The organism is Caballeronia sp. LjRoot34 (assembly GCF_964253815.1).
Taxonomy (GTDB): domain Bacteria; phylum Pseudomonadota; class Gammaproteobacteria; order Burkholderiales; family Burkholderiaceae; genus Caballeronia.
The window spans coordinates 492,856-510,303 of the sequence record NZ_CAXUSB020000004.1 but is presented as its reverse complement, the minus strand read 5'-3'; the positions used below and the strand labels follow the sequence as shown (position 1 = coordinate 510,303).

The 17,448-nt window shown below is 57.7% G+C and carries 15 protein-coding genes and 2 pseudogenes; 11 read left to right on the top strand and 6 right to left on the bottom strand.

Annotated features, from left to right (window positions below):
- Positions 1 to 758 precede the first annotated feature (758 nt).
- Positions 759 to 1,259 (top strand): DUF6088 family protein, encoded by a 501-nt coding sequence (locus ACSQ36_RS42885; RefSeq protein WP_436186942.1) that lies wholly within the window; start codon positions 759 to 761, stop codon positions 1,257 to 1,259.
- Complete coding sequence (locus ACSQ36_RS42880) at positions 1,252 to 1,980, top strand: Fic family protein (RefSeq protein WP_436186941.1); 729 nt, start codon at positions 1,252 to 1,254, stop codon at positions 1,978 to 1,980. Before ACSQ36_RS42885 ends, ACSQ36_RS42880 begins: the two co-directional genes overlap by 8 nt.
- Before the next feature lie 417 nt (positions 1,981 to 2,397).
- Here the strand turns inward: ACSQ36_RS42880 and ACSQ36_RS42875 are convergent, their stop codons facing one another.
- From ACSQ36_RS42875 to ACSQ36_RS42865, 3 genes are all read right to left on the bottom strand, one after another.
- Positions 2,398 to 2,550, bottom strand: a complete 153-nt coding sequence (locus ACSQ36_RS42875) for a hypothetical protein (protein WP_436186940.1) — start codon at positions 2,548 to 2,550, stop codon at positions 2,398 to 2,400.
- A gap of 550 nt (positions 2,551 to 3,100) precedes the next feature.
- A complete protein-coding gene (locus ACSQ36_RS42870; protein WP_436186939.1) occupies positions 3,101 to 4,735 on the bottom strand; it encodes a hypothetical protein in 1,635 nt (544 codons plus the stop codon).
- Positions 4,736 to 5,050: 315 nt separating this feature from the next.
- Positions 5,051 to 5,344: a hypothetical protein gene (locus ACSQ36_RS42865; RefSeq protein WP_436186938.1), complete on the bottom strand. Its 294-nt coding sequence runs from the start codon at positions 5,342 to 5,344 to the stop codon at positions 5,051 to 5,053.
- Between the two features lie 36 nt (positions 5,345 to 5,380).
- Here ACSQ36_RS42865 and tnpA (ACSQ36_RS42860) point away from each other — a divergent pair, with 36 nt between their 5' ends.
- The 3 genes and pseudogenes from tnpA (ACSQ36_RS42860) to tnpC (ACSQ36_RS42850) form a co-directional block, all read left to right on the top strand.
- Positions 5,381 to 5,845: an IS66-like element accessory protein TnpA gene (gene tnpA / locus ACSQ36_RS42860; protein WP_436186937.1), complete on the top strand. Its 465-nt coding sequence runs from the start codon at positions 5,381 to 5,383 to the stop codon at positions 5,843 to 5,845.
- Complete coding sequence (gene tnpB / locus ACSQ36_RS42855; RefSeq protein ID WP_436186936.1) at positions 5,845 to 6,198, top strand: IS66 family insertion sequence element accessory protein TnpB; 354 nt, start codon at positions 5,845 to 5,847, stop codon at positions 6,196 to 6,198. Before tnpA (ACSQ36_RS42860) ends, tnpB (ACSQ36_RS42855) begins: the two co-directional genes overlap by 1 nt.
- Before the next feature lie 97 nt (positions 6,199 to 6,295).
- Positions 6,296 to 7,685 (top strand): annotated as a pseudogene (gene tnpC / locus ACSQ36_RS42850) (IS66 family transposase); the annotation flags it as partial.
- A gap of 184 nt (positions 7,686 to 7,869) precedes the next feature.
- Here tnpC (ACSQ36_RS42850) and ACSQ36_RS42845 read toward each other — a convergent pair.
- From ACSQ36_RS42845 to istA, 3 genes are all read right to left on the bottom strand, one after another.
- A complete protein-coding gene (locus tag ACSQ36_RS42845) occupies positions 7,870 to 8,877 on the bottom strand; it encodes a tyrosine-type recombinase/integrase (protein ID WP_436186935.1) in 1,008 nt (335 codons plus the stop codon).
- 242 nt (positions 8,878 to 9,119) lie between these two features.
- The gene (istB, locus tag ACSQ36_RS42840; protein ID WP_436186934.1) at positions 9,120 to 9,875 is read right to left on the bottom strand and encodes an IS21-like element helper ATPase IstB; all 756 of its coding nucleotides are present in this window, start codon (positions 9,873 to 9,875) and stop codon (positions 9,120 to 9,122) included.
- A 16-nt stretch (positions 9,876 to 9,891) separates the two neighbouring features.
- Positions 9,892 to 11,442: an IS21 family transposase gene (istA, locus tag ACSQ36_RS42835; RefSeq protein ID WP_171929383.1), complete on the bottom strand. Its 1,551-nt coding sequence runs from the start codon at positions 11,440 to 11,442 to the stop codon at positions 9,892 to 9,894.
- 380 nt (positions 11,443 to 11,822) lie between these two features.
- On the opposite strand from istA, the gene tnpA (ACSQ36_RS42830) reads away from it, so the two are divergent.
- The 6 genes and pseudogenes from tnpA (ACSQ36_RS42830) (at position 11,823) to ACSQ36_RS42805 (ending at position 17,438) form a co-directional block, all read left to right on the top strand.
- Positions 11,823 to 12,308 carry an IS66-like element accessory protein TnpA gene (gene tnpA / locus ACSQ36_RS42830; protein WP_436186933.1) on the top strand — a complete coding sequence of 162 codons (486 nt, stop codon included), beginning with the start codon at positions 11,823 to 11,825 and terminating at the stop codon, positions 12,306 to 12,308.
- A complete protein-coding gene (tnpB, locus tag ACSQ36_RS42825; RefSeq protein WP_062092793.1) occupies positions 12,289 to 12,642 on the top strand; it encodes an IS66 family insertion sequence element accessory protein TnpB in 354 nt (117 codons plus the stop codon). Before tnpA (ACSQ36_RS42830) ends, tnpB (ACSQ36_RS42825) begins: the two co-directional genes overlap by 20 nt.
- 104 nt (positions 12,643 to 12,746) lie before the next feature.
- A pseudogene (gene tnpC / locus ACSQ36_RS42820) lies at positions 12,747 to 14,108 on the top strand (IS66 family transposase); the annotation flags it as partial.
- 161 nt (positions 14,109 to 14,269) lie between these two features.
- On the top strand, positions 14,270 to 15,499 hold the full coding sequence (locus ACSQ36_RS42815) for a tyrosine-type recombinase/integrase (RefSeq protein WP_436186932.1): 1,230 nt from the start codon (positions 14,270 to 14,272) through the stop codon (positions 15,497 to 15,499).
- Complete coding sequence (locus ACSQ36_RS42810; RefSeq protein ID WP_436186931.1) at positions 15,496 to 16,446, top strand: tyrosine-type recombinase/integrase; 951 nt, start codon at positions 15,496 to 15,498, stop codon at positions 16,444 to 16,446. The genes ACSQ36_RS42815 and ACSQ36_RS42810 overlap by 4 nt, the downstream gene beginning before the upstream one ends.
- Positions 16,443 to 17,438: a tyrosine-type recombinase/integrase gene (locus ACSQ36_RS42805; protein ID WP_436186930.1), complete on the top strand. Its 996-nt coding sequence runs from the start codon at positions 16,443 to 16,445 to the stop codon at positions 17,436 to 17,438. The genes ACSQ36_RS42810 and ACSQ36_RS42805 overlap by 4 nt, the downstream gene beginning before the upstream one ends.
- Positions 17,439 to 17,448: the final 10 nt, after the last annotated feature.

The window sequence follows — 17,448 nt, the reverse complement described above, 5'->3', positions numbered from 1 at the left end:
TCAGCGGCGGCTATGGGATCATTTCCCGGAAACCACTGGCCAACAAGGCTGGCTGAAGCTCCTTCAAGGCGTTGGCCGGGACGCCTAGCCACAGGAGGTTCCTTGCGCGCGTGACAGCGACATAGCCAATACGACCGACTTCGGAATTCACCCCATCGAGCAACGCCGCTACATGCTCCTTGGTTGCCATCAAGAGCCGCGGATGCCATTGCCCATTTGCCGACAATGTGGCCGACGGTAGTCCGGTATCCGGATCGCGCGTAAAACTCCAGATAAGTCGGCGCAGCGCTTTGGCTTTCCCGCCGAGAGGCATACGCGTGCATTTTTGCTGCCGGACTGCTAGCTTTTTTGCGTCCGCCCTGCCGGTCAGCGCTCACCTCGTGCGAAGTGTCCGTACGGCTACAGCACTATTTGAAAGCGAGGCGAACATGTCCCGAATGAGCAAAATCATTTCAGTGCAGGGGCCGACTTCTCAGCCTGGAACATAGGCGCGCTCGCCGCGCAAATAGAAGGCCCAAACACAGGGTGGTCGAACGGGCATTGATCGCGGACATCGCGCCAAACTCGGAACTGAGACGCCTCATTCGGGAAGGTTTGGACGACGTTAACGGGGCCGCGCCGTGTCGATGGAAGAAGCCGAGGCCTGGGCCGATTTCTTGTATACGGGTACCTCCGCCAACCCCATTAAGCGCCGGCATGTAAAAATACGGTAACGCTATGATCTAGAAGAGATTTATCGGTTGATGTATAATAACCGCATGGACATCGAGAAACGAATCTTGCAAGCTGTTCGCCCTCGCCGCAATGGGTTGCTGCTGCGGCGGCACGTTCGAGCTTTCGGTAGCCCGAGCCAGGTGTCAGTGGCCCTCACCAGACTATGTGCAAAGGGTGTTATCACCCGTTTAGCGCGCGGCGTGTACGCTAAGCCGTCCAAGCTGGCCGAGGTGGGACGTGATGCGCTCCTGGCGGCGGCTACTGTGGAAACCCGCGAACTTCATCTATCGGTCAAGCGACGAAAGCGTTCTCGCCTGACGCAGGCTGCGCGCGTAGTAAAAAATCTTGCCAAGCAGGCAGGGGTCGCATTCGAGCCGACATTGGCTGACCAGTGGGCCAGCGCGGTAACCCGTCTCGCCGGCGATGACATTAATAGTGACGCTACGGACGATTTGCTCGTCGCATTAACACGAGCGGGCAAGCTCTCGCCGAATGAGATGGTGAAGCTCACGATGGAACACCATCGCGCGACAAAGCATGTTTGATCCTTTCGGAGATTTCGAGACGGCCGGTTATTTACGGAACACCTATGCCGAGAAAGACCTCGAGATCGTAAAAGCCGCCGAACACAATTTGTTTCGGGCTCAATTGCCCACCGCGTTGGCCTTCCTCGCGGATTGCCAGCGTATTGAATACGGGGATTTCCTTGAAGTCCATCGACTTCTGTTTGAAGCGTTGTATCCCTCTTGGGCAGGGAAGGATCGCGCCGAGGTGCTGCCCGAGAGGGCCATCACCAAGGGGTCAGTATTCTTTTGCCATCCGCGTGACTGCCGCCTTGCCATCGAAGATGGGCTGAGGCATGGTCACGATGCACAGCAGATGATGAAGCGGCCTGGCTTCATCATGGGCATGTTCGCATATGGGCATCCGTTCCTCGACGGGAATGGCCGCGCGATGTTGCTGGTTCATGCAGAACTTTGCTTCAGGGCTGGGATGTCGATCGACTGGACGAAGACAAACAAGCTCCCGTATCTGACAGCGCTCACGGCAGAGATTGAGTCACCCAACTCTGGCCATCTTGATCAATACCTGAAGCAGTTCGTCGCCCCGCAGATTCCGAGAAATCAGTGGCTGATGACCGTCGGAGAGATGCCCGGACTTGATGGGGTAGACCAGCCTGCTGACGAAGCCGCGCAATACGACGACCCTTCGGTAGCGCGCGACTATCGAGAGTTCGAAAGTCGACGCGGATACCAGCTGCGTTAAGGCGGCCACTTCCACGCCCATGGGTATTCGATGCGTTATCGATGTCTCCGTTTCTCAGCGTAGGTGAATTGACGAGGCCGGGGAATCAAAAAGCTTCTCAGGCAATGTTTTCTGTCACCGGAATTCCACTCCCCAAGCGGTTGCACGACGATATACCGCCGCGTGGAAGTCACGCAGATCGAACCCGGGACCGTACTCTACGAGCGGGCAGATCGCAGCTGCCTCGATGACGAACCGTGCAAGAGCGAAACAGTCCGGATCGGTCGTGGAGCGACGCACTCATCCACCATCCGCCCACACCTCCATCAAGCCTGCATTGGCAAACAACGAACCGAGCGCATCCGCGCGCGTGCGAGATAGCAAGCTCGAGCGCCCTCATCGTTGAAGACCTCAGTCGCTACGGCAACGAGCGCCTTCTCACAGACCGGGATCATCTCCATAGCAGTCGGCGAGGTGTGCTCCGATATGCATGAACTCGTGGTGCTCAACCTGCGACTCGCCGTCATGGACGGCGCCGGCCCATTCGAACACTTCGCAGAACAGGCGCGGCATCACCATTGGAACGACCATGATGACCTCCAGGGTGGAATGACGTCCGGTATAGACGAGCCGACACGGTACCGCAAGTATTGAAGTCAGGATCGGTCGGCCTATGCGTCCGACAAACTAGTTGATTTTCACGATTGCGTATTTGCTCGTCGCAGCGGCGTACTGACCTGATGATTGCGGTCGTTCGGGCGCAGATAATCGAACATTTGCCGGCGTGGGTGACCCCAGGCTCGAAACGGACCGGCGTGATTGGCATAGCCTCTGCCACACCTGCGATCAAAAAAAAGTGGATCGACATCGTCGTGGACGCTTGGGCTCGTACAATTACGTTCACTATAGTAAAACCAGGATTGCGTTATGAGTTTGCAAAGATATGTTGGTTTGCACTGAATCTTGACCCACGGAGGGTGGTGTCAAAAAGTTAGATTTCCGTAGCCTACCGTCAATCCACCTCGACGTGCTCTCCTGCATTTTCCTTGCGTCGCATCTCCTAGCAGTCGTGCGGCAGCTACCTTCGTGCGCTCCCCTTGCTCTTGATTCACTGCTATCACGTTCCTCGTAAGTGGTTGTCTCAGCCGCCCGTATTGACGCCCTCCCGGCATCTGCCGTCCTGCGTAGTCTTGCTGCTCTTCTTGCGTGTTTGGAGTCTAACCGGAGGAAGATCTAGCCTTTTGACAACGTCGACAAACTGTGAAAAGCGCCCGTCATATCGTCTTTGTCCATCGGCTGCAAATCCGACCAGTTGGTCCCTCGGGACGCTAAGGCGGACACACGTTAGCTGGTTCTTTGCGGTGTATGGACTAGCATCGTCCTGCTGCATCAACTGTTGATCACAGGAATTTTTCGCAATGGACGTTTGCAGAAAGCTATCGCACACATTGAGTTGTCGAAACTGAATTGCAGCATGCACGTCGGCCTTGTCCAAATCCCTTAGTGTGCCCAACTCGCTGACACACTGGTCAGCATGATGGACGAGTAGCTCCAAGAGCACCGTGTTTCCGATCCGATTCAGTATGTTGACGTCGGTGATCGTAATGCTTTCGTCCTTCTTGGACTCGCAGTCGACTCCATAAGGCCGAAGTGTCGCACACTGCTGTGAGGACAAAGTCACGCTCGTAGCGTGCAGGTTTGCAAATCCAAGCTTACTTACGAGTACTTTTGCGTAAAGAATCGGATTGTTGGTAACCATGGGAACATACACTAAGCAAATGAAGATTGTGCAGATAAAGGTCACAAACCTCATCTTCACGTCATTTGCTGAGAAGATCATCCAATTAAGCATTGGGATCAGCACGCATGCAACGATTGCCGCCAGAATATTCCGTTCGGGGGCGCCATCACTGCTGGTCATCAAGATGAATAGTGCCGGCAGAATGATAAAGAGACCAAAAGCTGTCGTGGTAGCTATTTTCGCCAACACAAGTCTTAACTGCCGGCGAGTCGTCAAAATTCTGAGCCAAGTTCCAACCTGGCGATACCATAACGCCAAAACTGACAACACCATAAGGATCAGAAACGCGACAGCGAGCTTGTACCCGTTACTTGCGGTAAACAAGCCATGTACGATCGCGGCAACCCAATCTGCTCCTACTGCGGGCGGCATCGACGCGAATTGGGCGGGCTTGACTGGACTGTTTGCCGCTACATAGACTGCTGGCCAGTCGACCAACATAAGCCCCCAGGTTGCAACCGATGAAAGAAGCAAGACTAAAACCGCATACTTCATCCGGGGTAGCGGAAAGACTCTCCAGTCAACCAAAGTCAAAAAAGCCGCGCAGCCGAGGCCGACTAGCAACGTCATCCAGCTCAGGGTCGACGGATTTGCGCCCGGATGGTCTTTTGTCAGCAGATAAAGGAATATGCTCGCCCACATCATGAGAGAGAAAAGAGTTGCTCCGACGATGAATCTTCCCTTGAACAGATATTCAACGGTTTTTGTCTGAGCGATCTGCTCTACCACCTTGGTGGCATCGTTCTTCGACCACGGCAGTGCTATCGGGTAAAATAAACTCACCACGTGACGAGCGAAGAATCCCGCGAGCAAGAAATAGCCGCCTAATGTGAAACTAACCACGACCTCCGTGATAAACGTCGCGATAAGATTTCCCGTCAAATCGGTGAGCGTGAAGTCTGGCAACTGCCCTATGTAAAGAGCATAGAACAGCATTGGAATGCCGCCGAGCGCTAGAATGCCAACCGACGCCACGAAAACCCGATTTTCGTTAGCTAGCTTGATGAACCACCTGCGTAGTTGTCTTGATTCCACGGTGCCTTTAACGTCTTAAATAGTTCTTTAACGGCATATCTCTGAAATACCTTAGCCTCATCTGATTCGTCGGCGCTTTGCGTGGAACCAACCACGCGGCCTAACGGGAGGCCGCCGGCATGTGAGCAATGCATGGCAGCCCAGCACATCGTCTCGAGTTCCGAGTCGTATTTAACGGCCCGATATAGGCCGAGAACACAGGGGCGGCCAAGTAATGGCTGAAATTCACAGAAACGCCTTACCTTTCACGAGTGCTTAGACAAACGTCTTGATCTTCGATGCTGCGGATTCCCCAAGTAACGCGGCCGTCAAATCAAGAATCTGGAAGCCAGCAAGTTTTAACTCATGGTCTGCCGTGATCAATTTCGCATAAATATGCATGTTTTGAAGGGAACGGCAGCTCGGTTGTTGCTCGCCACTTTCCCAAATTGGCGGCGAGTGAGCCAAGCGCCCCTTTCTTCCCACACGCCTTTTGTCGACAATTTCGCCTAAGTAAAATTGTAAGCGCGAGTTTCCGCACACGTAGCTTCCATGTTTAAGACGGTTCACGATTGCGTCCGCAATAACAACTTGCGGACGCAATCCATGATCCAGAATGACTTGACCTTTTTGCCCTTGCGGGTGACGCGTGTTGGAGCTGGAGGCAAACGTAGCTTTGACCCGGCCGACAAGCAGCGGTTAATCGATGCCTGCTTAGAACCGGGAGCATCGCTGTCGGGCCTAGCCCTGAAGGCGGGGGTGAATGCTAACCAGTTGCACAAATGGGTTCGGCTGCGCGAACAGTCAAATGCCGCCGTGAGGGGTGACGCAGCGATCGCGCCATCAGCCTTCGTGCCGGTCGTCGCGATCGATGACGCAGCGCCTGTGCTGGTTTCATCACCCGCTGCGCAGCGCGTATCAGTACCGGAGCCATCGCGTTTATCGCCACGATCAGGTGCATCGGCACGGCTGTCTGCCCAGCTGCCCAACGGCGTGAAACTTGAACTCGCATGTTCGGACCAGGATGGCGCGCTCGTGAGCGCGATGATTGTCGCATTGGGAGCACGCTGATGTTTCGCTTCGATACAGAGCTGCGGGTCTTCCTGCATCGTGAGCCGATCGACTTCCGGGCCGGCATCAACAGTCTGGTGACGCTGGTCGAGCAGTCGATGCAACTCGATCCGCTTGCGCGCGCCGTATACGCCTTCCATAACCGCAGGCGTAACCGCGTGAAGCTTTTGCTTTACGATCAGTCCGGATTCTGGCTTATGTTGAAAAGACTCGAGGCGGACCATTTCGCCTGGCCTCGCCGGCAGCAGGCGGTGATCGAGCTCACGACGGAGCAACTCCAGTGGCTGCTCGATGGCATCGATATCGACGCTGTGCACCGCCATCCGAAGCGCCAGTACGCCCATGTGAGCTGAACGGTGCCTTGGGTTGTTGCCGGTAAACAACGGCGTGCGCGCCATTTACACATTTCCGTAAACCTGCGTGAGGCCGCGTTTCGCTACTGTGGAACGCATGAGCGCACACCACTTCCTCCGATTGCCACCGGCTGCCAAGACCTATATCCGCGATCTCGAAGCGCGCGCGAGCACGGATGCGCAGCGCATCGCCGAACGTGACGCGCAGATCGCGGAGTTGACCAAACGCGTCGAGATGCTCGAAGAGCAGTATCGCCTCGCATTGGCACAGCGTTTCGCGCCGAAGAGCGAGAAGCGCCGTGACCGCGTGTTCAATGAGGCCGAGCAGATCGCCGCGACCGAGCCGGCCGACGAGGGCTACGACTTGCCCGAACTGCCCGACACCGGGTTGCCAGCAGTCGAACCGAGCGTGCCTGCCAAACGTGGCCGCAAACCGCTGCCGTCACACCTGCCGCGCGAACGCATCGAATACGATCTGCCTGAGGACCAGAAGGGCTGCCCGAGTTGCGACAACCCGATGCACCGTATCGGCGAAGAGGTAAGCGAGCAGTTGCATATCGAGGTCAAGGTAACGGTGCGACAAAACGTGCGCTTCAAGTATGCCTGCCGATGCGGATTGCGAGCACCACGCCGAGCGGACCCCGATCGTTCTTGCACCGATGCCGGCGCAGCCACTGCCCGGCAGCCACGCGAGTCCCACGATGATCGCCACCGTCACCGTGGGGAAATACGTCGACGGCACGCCGCTGTACCGGATGGAAGACGTGCTTGCGCGCTCGAACATACCGATTGGGCGCGGCACGCTCGCGAACTGGATCATACGGCCGAGCGAACTGCACTACAGTCGGCTGTATGACGCGCTTCACCAAACGTTGCTGTCGCAGCCGCTGATTCACGGTGACGAAACAACGGTCCAGGTACTCAAGGAGCCCGGCAAGTCCGCGCAGAGCAAAAGTTATATGTGGTGCTACCGTAGTGCCGAGGACTGCGCCGAGCCGGTCGTGTTGTTCGAGTATCAGCCAGGGCGCGGCCAGGAATATCCGAAGGCGTTCCTCACCGGTTACGATGGGATGTTGATGAGCGACGGCTATAGCGCCTGGCGCACGCTCAAAAAGGCAACGCACTTTGGATGCATGGCGCACGCGAGACGGATGTTTACCGACGTCCTCAAGGGGCAGAAGAACAAGCCCAGTCCACGTGTTGCCAAGGCGCTCGAATACTTCCAGGCGTTGTATCAGGTCGAAGCGCTCGCCAAGGGCGAATTGCCCGACGGCGAAACACGCGTCGGCTACAGGCACCGTCTGCGCCAGCAGCATAGTGTCCCGCTGCTGAACAGCTTCAAGGCGTGGCTCGACGAACTGGCGCCCAAGGTGTTGCCCGAAAGTCTGCTTGGCAAGGCGATCAGCTACTGTCGGAATCAGTGGCCGTACCTAAGCCGTTACGCGATGTACGGTCAAGCCCCCGTAGACAACAACGTCATCGAAAGACTATGGATTCGAATCCATAGTCTTTCTTATCCTCGTGACGGAATTATGCAGAGTCCTACTTTCTGCGCCTTGACGTCAGTCGTGCGTCCGACCGCCGAGGGCCGGACGTTTCTTCGGAGGGGTTCGGAAACGCGATACGTTCATGCTAAGTGGCTAATGAGGGTGACCCACGAAGCAAGCATAATCACAGGCCATCAAGAAAGGCGAGAATATCTTTCGGCGGACGAAACCGGTGCTGTTTGAATTGCGGTGCCTGAATGGCGTTCAGTGCCCGCTGTTTCATGGCGAGATCGGCTTCGATGTACATATGGGTGGTGGCGGCACTTTCATGGCCAAGCCACAAGGCAATCAACGTGACATCTACACCAGCCTGAAGCATGTGCATGGCCGTGGCGTGTCGAACGATGTGTGGAGTGACGCTTCGCGTCTTGAGTTGCGGACAGCGGATTGAAGCGCCAGTCGCAGCCACCTTCAGTCTGTCAGTTACGCCCGACCGGGTCATCTGGCCGCCAGCACGATTAGGAAAAAGCCACTGATCCGGATCTGGATTAATCTGGTGTAGCCAGCGGCGGATTTGTTTCGCGGTGCCCGCCCACAGTGGCACGGTCCGCTCCTTTCGTCCTTTGCCGTGCAGGTTTGCGCAGGCGCCGCGGTCCAGTACGACATCCCTGACGCGCATGGCTATGAGTTCAGAGACCCGTGCACCTGTGTTGTAGAGCGTAGCCAGCATAACCTGATCGCGCTGACCGCACCAACTGTTTGCAGCAGGAGCTGCAAGGATGCATTGCATTTCTTCTCGACTGAGGAAACCAACCATTGGTCTGTCGAAGCGTTTCATGGGAATGGCCAGCACGCGCTGAAGCCCGGGCAGCGCCGAAGGCTCCTGTAACGCTGCATAGTGGGCAAAAGACCGGATCGCAGCCAGCCGCGCGTTCCGGCTGCGGATCGCGTTGTGACGTGTAGTCTCCAGATATTTGAGGAAAGCGAGAATCAGCTCTGCATTGAAGTCGACTAACCGGAGCTTATGCGGTGGCTTGTTCAAGTCATTCTCCGCGAAGCTGAACAGCAACCGGAAGGTATCGCGGTAACTGGCCACAGTGCGAGGACTTACGTTGCGCTGCTCGATCAGACGGTCCATAAAGAACTGCTGAATCAAGGTCGAGAAGCGTACTGCTGGATCGGAACTAGTCATTTGAAATCTCCCGGGCGTAACCTTCGAAGCGTTGAGAGACCAACGCCATCAGTTCAGGGACGGTGCTGACATACCAATAGGTGTCGGTGACGCGAACATGCCCCACATAAGTGGATAACGATGCGATCGCGTTATCGACATTGATCTGGTTGCGGATTTCGGCGATGGTGATCAGCCGTTTCGGTGAACGTGATCAGTTTGGAAGTTGGTGTTGCGCGGTCAGAGAATTATAACGAAGGTGATCACGATGGGGATGAGTCGGATTGCTTTGCGTTGGTCTTTCGCATCGAATCGCCTTTTATTGGAAGCCTATGCGCTTGATGCACGAGCCGGTCGAGGATTGCGTCGGCGAGCGTGGGGTCTTGCAACCACGCATGCCAATGTTCAAGGGGCAACTGCGAGGTGATGATCGTCGAGCGCGAGCCCACGCGGTCGTCGATCACTTCGAGTAGGTCGTTTCGCGCGCCCTGATCGAGTTCCTGCAGTCCCCAGTCGTCCAGCAATAGCACGTCAATCTTGGCGAGTTGAGCGAGACGGCGTGTGAAGCTGCCGTCGCCATGGGCGATGCGCAACTCTTCGAACAGGCGCGCAGCGCGCACGTATAACGCGGAGAACCCTTGGCGGCATGCCTGCTGCGCAAAGGCGCACGCGATCCAGGTTTTACCGGCGCCGGTCGGTCCACTCAGGATGATGTTCTGGGCGTTGCGGATCCAGTCGCAACTAGCGAGCGTGGCAACCACGCGCTGGTCCAAGCCGCGGCTTTGCCGGATGTCGATGTCCTCGATGCAGGCTTGTGGGTTCTTCAGCCTGGCGGCCTTCATCAGGCGTTCAAGACGGCGCGTGTCGCGCCAAGCCAGTTCGCGTTCGACGACCATGCCGAACCGGTCCTCGAACGACAGGCTGGTGCTAGCGGTCAGTGCGGCTTGTTCCTCGAAGGCGCGGGCCATGCCGTCGAGTTTCAGGTTCCGGAGTTGCGAGAGGGTTTGCTGCATCAACATGGTGACCTCCTTCGGGTCAGTGATAATAGTCAGGCCCGCGCACGTTCTCGTGTTCGGGGGATTGCCACTCAGTGAGTTCGATCGGCAGCGATGCCTGGCGGTCCAATCCGGACTTGAGGATCGAGAGGACAGAGCGACGTGTAGGGGAGCCGACCACGAGGGCGCGCTGACATGCCGCTTCAAGGCGCTCGCGACCGTATTTGCGGGCCAGCGCCAGCAGTCCCAGACAAGCCCGGTAGCCCATTTCGGGATGCGGGCGGTTGGTCAGCAGGTGCCGGACGATCGCCTCGGCGCCGGGGCCAATGGAGGCACCCCAGTTCAGCAGGCGCCCGGGCGTCCACTCCAGGTGAGCGCGGTGAGCTACGGGCATGTGCTCGGGTAACGTCGTGTGTTTGTTGCGCAGGTGGCTGCGGGCGTGAGCTGCGACGCGCTTGCCGCCGTGGAGGATCTCGACGCCGAAACGGGTCAGGCGAGCATAGACTGGCTGGCGCACGAGGCTGTGCGGGGCGCTGTAGTAGTGGTGATCGACCTCGACATGGTAGTCAATGTTGACGACGCATCGCACGAAGGTCGCGATCTCGTAGCGCTGGGCAGGTAACGGCCGCAACGCGGGCTGGTCGAGCCGCTCAAACCATTCGCGGCGATTACCCTGAAGCTTCTTGAAGGGGCGTTGGTTGAGATCAGCAATGAGACCAGCGATCGCGCGGTTCAACTCGGCCAAGCTGAAGAAGCGGTGGTTGCGCAGACGAGCAAGAACCCATCTCTGGACCACTTGAACTGCTACCTCGGCCTTCGCTTTATCACGGGGCTTTCTTGGCCGTGCTGGGAGCATCGCTGTCGCGTAGTGGTTCACGAATTCCTGCGCCGTGCGGCCAAGGCCCGGTTCGTATCGGTCAGGTCGCGCAATCAATGCGCGCGGATTATCAGGGACCAGCAGGCTCGGGGCGCCTCCGTAGAATTCCATGGCGCCGATAAGCCCGCCGATCCAATCGTGCGTGCCCTCCGAACGCGTCGCACAGGCATACGTGTAATTCGATGCGCCGAGCGCAGCGACAAACACGTGCGCACGAAACGCAACGCCACCGCGCCCGTCCAGGATCGGCATGGTGTGCCCGGCAAAGTCGGCAAACAGCTTCTCGCCGGCGCGGTGTTGCTGACGCATCGAACGTTTGAGCGTCTGCGCCCAGTCGCGGTAGCGCTGGCAGAACTGGGTGTAGCGATAGGTACGCTCGCCGAGGTGCGCCTCAACGTACTCCTCCCACAATAGTTGCAGCGTCACGTTTGCGCGCCGCAACTCGCGATGAACGAGCGCGTAGTCCAGGTCGACACGCCGGGCCTGCGTATTCTGATCGGCCGGCAGCCTCAGCTTGGCCTCGAGTTCGTCGTCAGCCAGCGGTTCGACGCTCGCCCAGTCCAGATTGGCCGCGCTTGCACGCGCTGCATACGCCGATACCGCACCCACGCTGATACCCGCGGCCCGGCTGATCTGGCGGTGCGACAAGCCGCACACCCACTTCAGCCGCAGGACTTCTTTCAATTTGCGCATGCTCATCCGATGTGCCGGCATTACCTGTCCCCTATAAAAGAGACAAGGCTAACGCCCGTCGTTGATGTCATACGCAACACCACCGCCAGACCGAAATAGCGTTCCTGTTTCGGTCCAGTGATCACTCATTCCGGGAACGTGATCACCTGTTTCGGCAAGATGATCAGTCGTTTCGGAAACGGGTGATCAGCGATCACCATCAACCGAAATGACTGATCACCTTCCTCCGGATTCACTGATCACGTTAAACCGGAATCGGTGATCACGTTCGCCGAAATACGCAATCTGGTGCTGATACCAGCGAACCAGGCAATTCGTGAGTAAGCGGTGAATTGAGCGCACATGGCATCTTAGGTGCGGACGGAGCAGGATGTGTCCACTGAAATCAGTGGACACCTTCCATGACACAGAACTATTCAGATTTGGATTTTTTGCCACTCAAGGTTGTCAGCGTTGGGCGGGACGGCAAACGACGTTTTGACAAACGGGACAGGAAGAGGTTGATCGAGGCTTGCCTGCAGCCCGGAGTATCGGTAGCTGGCATGGCGCTGAGGGCTGGCGTGAACGCGAATTTACTGCGCCGGTGGATCTGCGAGCACCAGAAGGAACACCGCGACACGGGAGTGACGCCGGTGTCAGGGAACGCGGCGGCGTTTGTTACGGTCGTCGAGAGCGCTGGCACCGAGGCGCAACCTCAGTTACCCAGGTTGGCGCCGCCACACCGCGAAGCGCCCCCTGTAGCGCAGCGCCCGGCGGCACCGTCACGATTGACGGTGAAAATGCCCAACGGCATCACGCTCAGACTCGAGTGCGGTGCCCAGGACGCGACGTTGGTGTCGGCGATGATAGAAACGCTTGGACGCTGTGATGTTCCGACTGGACGCTGAACTGCGGGTCTACTTGCACCGCGACGCGGTCGATTTTAGGAACGGGATTAACGGTCTTGTTATCCTGGTCGAGCAGTCCATGCAGCTTGACCCATTTGCCCGTGCGGTCTTCGCCTTCCGTAACAAGCGGGCCAACCGCATCAAGCTGCTGTTTTACGAGCGCTCGGGTTTCTGGCTGATGATGAAACGGTTAGAGGCTGACCGTTTTGTCTGGCCACGCCGACAGCAGGCGGTGATGGAACTCACGAGCGAGCAGCTTCACTGGTTACTCGAAGGCATCGACATCGACGCAGTGCGTCGTCACCCTTCGAGGCAGTACCGACACGTGTGCTGAACGTTCAGTAGCAGCACGCCGGGCGTAGTGCGCGCGACGCCCGGCGCGATTGTTACACTTTGACGTAAACCCATTCGTTGTGCGGCTTCGCTATCGTGGAGCACATGAATACCGACGCCCGCTCCCCGTCCGCTGAGGACGATCTCAAACAGCTCTCGCCCGATGAGCTGATCGCGCGCATTCTCGAGCTTCAGTCCAATAACCAGCAACTTGCGCAACGTATCGGGCAACTCGAGGAGTTGTTCCGTCTGGCGCAGCTCAAGCGCTTCGCGCCGAGCAGCGAGAAACTCAAGGATCGCGTGTTCGATGAAGCCGAGCAGATCGCCGCGACCGAACCCGGTGACGATGATTCGGATGACGCATTCGCGCTCCCCGATACGGGACTGCCGGAGGTTGATAAATCCAAGCACGGTAAGCGGGGACGCAAGCCGCTGCCGGCCGAGCTGCCGCGCCGGCGCATCGAGTACGATCTGCCCGATGAGCAGAAGATCTGTGCGTGCTGCCAGAACGCGTTGCACCGCATGGGCGAACAGACGAGCGAGCAGTTGCACATCGAGATCAAGGCGTTGGTGCTGCAACATGTGCGCTTCAAATACGCGTGCCGCCACTGCGAGCGCAACGCCGAACGCACGCCGATGGTAATCGCGCCGATGCCCGTGCAGCCGTTGCCGGGTAGCAGCGCGAGCGCGGCGATGATTGCGACGGTGACAACCGGCAAATATGTTGACGGCACGCCGCTGTACCGGATGGAACACGTGCTGGCCCGTGCGGGGATTGCGGTGAGCCGCGGCACGCTGGCGAACTGGATCATCAGGCCTGCCGAGATGCACTACGGCCGACTGTACGAAGCGATGCGCCAAACACTGTTGTCGCAGCCGCTGATTCACGGCGACGAGACGACGGTGCAGGTCCTCAAGGAAGAAGGCAAGACGCCGCAAAGCACGAGTTATATGTGGACGTACAGAAGCGCCGGGGACAGCGAGCAGCCGGTCGTGTTGTTCGACTACCAGCCGGGGCGCGGGCAGCAATACCCGCAAGCGTTTCTCGCTGGCTACGAAGGCATGCTGATGACCGATGGATACAGTGCCTGGCGTACGCTCCAAGGTGTCACTCACTTCGGCTGTATCGCCCATTCACGGCGCTTGTTCGTTGACGCGCACAAGGGACAGAAGAAGAAAACGGGTGGTCGCGCGCTGCAGGCGCTTGAGTACTTCAAGGCGCTGTATCAGGTCGAGACCCTGGCCCGGGCAGAACTGCCCGATGGCGAGGCGCAAGTCGACTACACCTACGGGCTGCGGCAGCAACACAGCGTGCCGTTGCTAGAAGCGTTCAAGGCTTGGCTGGACACGCAGGCGCTCCAAGTACTGCCTGAAAGCTTGTTGGGCAAGGCGATCAGCTACACGAGAAACCAATGGAAATATTTAAGCCGCTACGTGATCGATGGGCGTGCCCCCGTGGATAACAACTGGGTTCATGCCGCTAGCGGCATGACAGGGATTATGCCGACTCCCGGATTATGCCGCGTCGTAGTCGCCCATGGTGCAGGGCACGCCCTCGAATAACGATTGAGTCGGCATAATCCTATGATCTCTCTAGGCTGGCTATTGCGCTGGCCAGGAGAAATCACATGAAGGCGAGAAACTCAGTCGGCTCATCCGACGGACTGCCGGCCCGTCACGTTGATGCATTCCTTGACCGTCTAAGGGCGGCGCGATATTCCGAGGTCACGCTTGGCAAGAAGCGAAGGGTCTTGGCAGCCTTCTCTCTCTGGATGAAGAGCCAGAACATCGACCTGGCCCATCTCGACGAGTCCGACGCCGCCTTGTTCATGAAACGCCTGAGCAATGCACCGGCTCCCCGAGTTCAGTTTGAGCTTGCGGTATTACGGCTGTTTCTTGTCTATTTGCGTAACGAAGGAATCGTGCATTTACCGTCGGTAAACTGTCAGTCGGCGGTCGCCGATATACATGACCGTTACGTGGATTACCTGAGGCAGGAACGTGGGCTGGCAAAGAACTCAGTGCTCGTCTACGGACCATTCATTCGCGACTTCCTCGATTGCCAGGATGTCGGTAACGGCACTGTTTTGCCCGATGCATTCGACGCCGTAACGATTCGAAATCACTTGCTTGCTCGCAGTAGAGGTCGGTCCGGCGAGTACATGCGACTCATGACGGTGTCCCTCCGCTCGTTTTGCCATTTCTTGTTTCTGCGTGGCTATACGCCACATGACCTGTATGAATCGGTACCGACGGTCCGCAAGTGCCGGCAATCGTCCGTGCCAACATTCCTCACGCCTGAGCAAGAAGAAGTCATCATTGCTTCTACTGACCGATCAACTCCGCGCGGGCGCCGCGACTATGCCATCTTGCTGTTGTTGGCTCGGCTCGGGTTACGTGCCGGAGAAATTGTCGCGCTTGAGCTTGGCGACATCCGCTGGCGGTCAGGAGAACTCGTTATACATGGCAAAGGACGAATGGTTGAACACGTACCGCTTCTATCCGATGTTGGGGAGGCGCTCGCCAGTTACCTTCAAACAGATCGCGGCACAAGTGCATCCCGACGGGTCTTCTTGCGCATGTGGGCGCCCCGCGTTGGCCTAACGGGTCCAGCGGCAATTGGCCATATTGTGCGTCTAGCTTTCGTTCGGGCCGACTTCCGTCCCGCATGCCGCGGCGCCGCACATCTGTTCCGCCATGGTCTGGCAACTATGATGATTCGCAGCGGCGCGTCAATGGCCGAAATCGCCGAGGTGCTGCGGCATCGCTCCCAGGACAGTACCGCAATCTATGCGAAGGTCGCGTTCGAAGAACTGCGTGGTGTGGCGCGGTCGTGGCCAACGACCGGAGGTGCATGATGAGTGCGATCCGCGATTCTCTAGCTCAGTATGTGGCCGTCCGTCGGGCTCTTGGGGCAACATTCTATGAACCGGCATTAGCATTGAATCACTTCGTTGATCTCCTCGAACGTGAGGAGGCCGAGTTCGTCACCACCGATGTAGCTCTGCGTTGGGCGATGGCGTCCGAATCGGTCGAACGCGCCACATGGGGGCGCCGCCTCTCTCAAGTAAGAGGATTTGCCAAATGGATGATCGTCATTGACAGCAGGAATGAGGTTCCTCCTGCACGGCTATTGAGTGCTCGCCGGCGGCGCAATTCTCCTCATATTTATACCGACCAGGAGATCTGCCAACTCATGGCACATGCTGCGCGGTTGCATTCGCGTACGGGCATGCGAGCAAGGACCTATACAACGCTTATCGGACTTCTTGTAACAACAGGCCTCAGGCCAGGTGAGGCTTTTAGTCTTGACCGATCCGACGTCGATCTCGTGAACGGCATACTTTCTATCCGAGAATCAAAGTTGGGTAAATCACGCTTTGTTCCGATAGAGGAGTCAACACGCTCTGCTCTCGAACACTATGCACAAGAGCGTGACCGTCTTTGTCCAATACGGTTGAGTGAGGCGTTCCTCATTGGTGAGCGCGGCACGAGATTGAAGGCCAATACTGCCCGTAGCATGTTCGTTAGAATGTCGCGCGCGGTCGGCTTGCGGGTAACGACGGAGGATGGACGCGATGGTTACGGTCCACGTCTTCAGGACTTTCGCCATAGTTTTGCGACTGGAAGGCTGGTTGAATGGTATCGAACCGGACTGGACGTGACACGCGAATTGCCGAAACTTGCCGCCTACCTCGGACACGTCGATGTGGGTCTGACCTATTGGTACATCGAAGCAGTTCCCGAGTTGCTTCAGCTTGCGGCTTGCTATCTGGACAGAGACTGTTTGGGAGAGCGGAAATGAACACCGCCAGCCTTTCATCCCTTGTTCATCGTTTCTTTACGCAGCGCTTGCTTGAGCAACAAGGTTTAAGCCCGCACACGGTGGCAAGCTACCGCGATACGTTCCGTTTGCTGTTAGCCTTCGCCGCCAAGCACGTCGGGCGAGCGCCGTCATCTTTGCAGATTGAAGAGCTTGACGTCTCCTTCATCGAGAAGTTTCTTCGGCACCTCGAACAGGACAGGGGCAACTCCGTGCGCACGCGCAATACTCGCCTCGCAGCCGTGCACGCCTTCTTCGAGTTCGTCTCGATCCGGGAGCCGGCGCTGGGTCTGCAGTGTCAGCGGATCCTTGCGATTCCTTCGAAGCGTTGCGAACACGGACCGGTCGAGTTTCTCACCGAAGACGAAGCCGCAGCGCTCGTAGCCGCGCCCGACGCGCGAACATGGATTGGCGACCGAGATCGAACGCTGCTTCTTGTCGCGGTTCAGACGGGCCTGCGCAACTGTGAACTGACTTCCCTCAGGCGTCAGGATGTGGCGCTTGGCACAGGCGCTCACGTCCGTTGCCTTGGCAAAGGACGAAAGATGCGATGCACACCTCTGCGGCCGGACGTTATTGCTGTCCTGAAGCAATGGCTGCTGCGTCAGCCTGGCGAACCCGATGACCCAGTCTTCCCCAGTTCGCGGGGTGGCCCGCTGAGTGCCGACGCACTTCAGCGACTCGTGTCGCGTCATGTCGCAACTGCATGCAAGAGCTGCCACTCACTCGAGGGGAAATCCGTTTCTCCACACACCCTTCGACACGCCGCGGCCATGAGCTTGCTGCGGCACGGCGTCGACCTGAGCGTGATCGCACTTTGGCTTGGTCATGAGTCGTCGGAAACGACCCAAATTTATTTGCATGCCGACGTGCAAATCAAGCAACGCGCTCTCGCGCACGCCAACGAGAGCGGCGTTGTGCCGACGCGTTACAAACCGCCCGATCCCTTGCTGGTCTTCCTGGAGAGCCTCTGATAATGCCGAC